This is a genomic window from Ruminococcoides sp. (genome assembly GCF_057037865.1).
In genome coordinates, this window is the sequence record NZ_DBLZMS010000010.1 from 1 (window position 1) to 3,413 (window position 3,413).

4 protein-coding genes are annotated in these 3,413 nt (G+C 40.9%); 2 read left to right on the forward strand and 2 right to left on the reverse strand.

The window, feature by feature from the left end:
* Positions 1-243: 243 nt before the first annotated feature.
* Positions 244-807 carry a manganese efflux pump MntP gene (locus AC2HW8_RS08965; protein ID WP_101070182.1) on the reverse strand — a complete coding sequence of 188 codons (564 nt, stop codon included), beginning with the start codon at positions 805-807 and terminating at the stop codon, positions 244-246.
* A gap of 67 nt (positions 808-874) precedes the next feature.
* Complete coding sequence (locus tag AC2HW8_RS08970; protein ID WP_101070181.1) at positions 875-1,582, reverse strand: Crp/Fnr family transcriptional regulator; 708 nt, start codon at positions 1,580-1,582, stop codon at positions 875-877.
* Positions 1,583-1,883: 301 nt separating this feature from the next.
* Here AC2HW8_RS08970 and AC2HW8_RS08975 point away from each other — a divergent pair, with 301 nt between their 5' ends.
* Both AC2HW8_RS08975 and AC2HW8_RS08980 read left to right on the forward strand, forming a co-directional pair.
* Complete coding sequence (locus AC2HW8_RS08975; protein ID WP_484327447.1) at positions 1,884-2,939, forward strand: hypothetical protein; 1,056 nt, start codon at positions 1,884-1,886, stop codon at positions 2,937-2,939.
* 20 nt (positions 2,940-2,959) lie between these two features.
* Positions 2,960-3,172 carry a hypothetical protein gene (locus AC2HW8_RS08980; protein ID WP_303693822.1) on the forward strand — a complete coding sequence of 71 codons (213 nt, stop codon included), beginning with the start codon at positions 2,960-2,962 and terminating at the stop codon, positions 3,170-3,172.
* The last annotated feature ends 241 nt before the right edge of the window (positions 3,173-3,413 follow it).

Here is a 3,413-nt window from a genome sequence, read left to right on the forward strand (position 1 = left end):
AAAACAGCTCCTTCATTTGCTATTTTCTTGCCATTTATTTTATCATAAAACTGTATACTATGTCTTTGCACTGTTGTATACTATGTTACTACACTGCACAAATATCCGCCCTACGAAACAGCAACGACTTTTATATAAAAAATCGCATCAGAGCTTTTTCGGGCATCTGATGCGATTTCTATATTATACTATCTTCTCGAATTGGTAACGGCGGCTCGCCGTCAACTTTCAATTTGAAATTCGTCAGAACGGCAAAAGCCCTAAATCTTCAAGCAAAATCTTGAGTCCAAGCAAAATCAATACTGCACCGCCTAAAAATTCTGCCTTTGACTTATACTTTGCGCCGAATACATTGCCTATTTTGATGCCGACAGCCGAAAGTATGAATGTTGTTGTGCCTATAATTGCGATTGCAGGTACGATATCAACATCAATACACGCAAACGAAACGCCTACCGCAAGGGCGTCAATACTTGTTGCAACGGCAAGGGGCAGCATTGTCTTGACCGAAAACGAATCGTCAAGCTGTTCTTCCTCACCGAAAGCTTCTCTTATCATATTTGCACCGATAAGTGCAAGCAGGATGAATGCAATCCAATGGTCAATGCTTGTGATGAGCCACTCAAACTGCTTTCCGAGAAGATAACCGATAAGCGGCATAAGTGCCTGAAATCCGCCAAACCACAATCCGACAGTAATTGCGTGTTTAGGTCTTAACTTACGCACGGAGAGCCCCTTGCAAATTGAAACCGCAAATGCATCCATAGACAAGCCGATGCCGAACAGCAGTAATTCCACAAAACTCATAATATTATCCTCCGTTATATTTTAGTCGGCGGTGAAAGGAAACAGAACACCGTTTGCCGACCGTTATTTAATCAAAATGATATTCAGCTGTTTCAATCAGTTTGAAATGGCTCTTTTTAAATTCAATAATTCCTGCTTTTTTCAGTTCACCGAGTGCTCTTGAAAGTGATGCTCTGTCAACCGCAAGATAGTTTGCAAGCTCGTCACGGGAGAACGGCAGATCAACCTCACAGCTACGCTCACGCCTGCAATAGATTTGAAGAAGGTGCATAAATTTGCCCTTGATACTTCGCTTTGAAAGACAGGCAAGGTGTTCCGAAATCTGCAAAAACACCTGTCTTTGTGACGCAAGCATATTGACGAGGATTTTCTGCTGAATCGAAGCAAGCGAATCCTCGGTTATAAACATCGGCTCCGGCGGAATAAAAAGGATTTCGCAGTCCTCTCCTGCCATAATCTCAACAAGCGTGTTGTAGTAGTCAAACATTGCGTAAAGCGTTCCGCTTGACTCGCCGCTGCGAATTGTTTTGAGCAGACTTTTGTTGCCGTTGTAGTCCACAGAATAAAGGTATGCAGTTCCCGAAAACACAAGTCCCGTCATATGGCTGAACTTGTTTTCAACCCTTGCCGTTTCGCCACGGTTCAGCGACAGATAGTACGGTTTTGCATATTGTATGAACATAAAAATTTCGTGATCCGTCAATCCCGAAAATAACAACTGATCCCTCAGCTTTGGCAAATGATCACGAGTAAAAACTTCTACATATTTTCTCATTTTATATCACGGCGTGTTGCCGTCCCCCTTCGTTCAAACGGTTTGCAACGAAAAAAGTCGTAATTTGTACATCGGCACACAATTCCGTCCTCTTAATCGTCACGGAACAAACCGTTTTTCTTCTCTTCTGTTTAAGTCAATTCGTTCAAATTATTCAAATTAGATTATATCACAAAACATTGCAATTGCAACCGTTTCCCCCTCGTGACGGGAAATTAAAAAATTTTCAAAAATTTTTCTGAAAATTGCATAAAACAATGCATTTTTTCGTGTTTTTGCCTCTTTAAGTGGAGGTGTAACAATGATTATCTATGACAAACGAAAACCAAAAACTTTTGACGGTGCAAACTGCGTCGGCATCACGGGTGAAAATCTTGCCGAAACACAGGAATTTTTAATTCGGGGAATGTGCGACATTACGGTTGACTACTTCATTCATCTGCGTTTTGCCGACGGCAGTGTAAATTCGGTAATTCCCGACAGCACCGCAATTGATGAAACAGGCACAAAACTTGTGTGGAAGGTCAGAAAAAACGACATTTTCATGCACGGCTATTTTGAACTTCAGCTTGAAGGCAGAGGCGAAAACGGCTATGTTTTCCAAACTCAGATCGTCACGCTTTATGCAGACGAGAGTATTCCGATTGAGGACAAAGAGTACCTTAATCCGAACTCAGAAACGCTGAAGCTTCGTGAAGAAACGCAAAAGCTTCTTGACGAAACAAAGCTTTGTCGGACTGAAATTGACAAAACCAAAAAGTTAATTGAACAGTCCGACATTACAAAAAAAGAGGACAACTCAAACAAGGTAAGTGATTCCTCTCATATTACCGACTATACTCAAAATTATCCGAGTATCAAGTATCTTACCGACAACTACTGGGATAGTGCCGACAGCTACTCGTCGGATGAGGTTGACATTCTGCTTAACGCAAAAGCTGACAACAAAACCCTTAACGAAAGATTAACCCGTATGGATATGAGCATCGGCTCAAAATACGATTCGTCAAATATCGAACTCGGCACAGCTACTCTTACTCCGTACTCTACTCAGATTGATAAAATAAAATCTGCAACTTGCCTTTATGAAAGAATTGGCGATATCGTTATTGTAAATGTCACCGTCATTATGAACGCAACATCTTTAGGCGGAACATCTACAATAGCTTTGCTCAATATGCCTTTCTCAAACAAATTGGATGTGATTGTTCATGATATCGGCATAAGCAAAAACGGAGGAATGTTCAGAGGAAGTGTAAATAAATCGGCTTGGTTGCAGTTTACTCCGCTCAATAAACAGGCTTATAATTTCGTCGCTGATGAGCAGGTAAACTTTTCTTTGATTTACAAAATATAAAAATAACGGAGGTATGAAAAATGGAACTTAAAGAAAAAATCACACTCGATATGCTAACAAAGGACAGCGTGTCGGTACTCAGACAGCAGTTTTTGACCTTTAACGGTGAAGAAATGCAGGTCGGCGGAAACATCCGCAATGCATATATGAACGATGAATTCGGCAGAGAACAGTTGAGAAAGGTTCTCTCTGACGAATACTTCAACGCCGTTATGGCAGTATGGCAGTGCTAATGACAGTCGATGAGAGTTTTGCAAAGGCGAGAACATATCTGTCCTAACGGGACTTTTTTAATTGAAAGTTGAAAATGTAAAATTGCAAATTACGGTCGGCGGTGTGCCACCGCAGTCTATTCGAGAAAACAGTCGGATAAAGAAATTGCATCAGATACCCGAGTAAGGTTCTGATGCAATCTTTGTTTATATCAAAAATTTGTCAGTAGCGGCAAACCATATTCGCCATATAAATAAACAG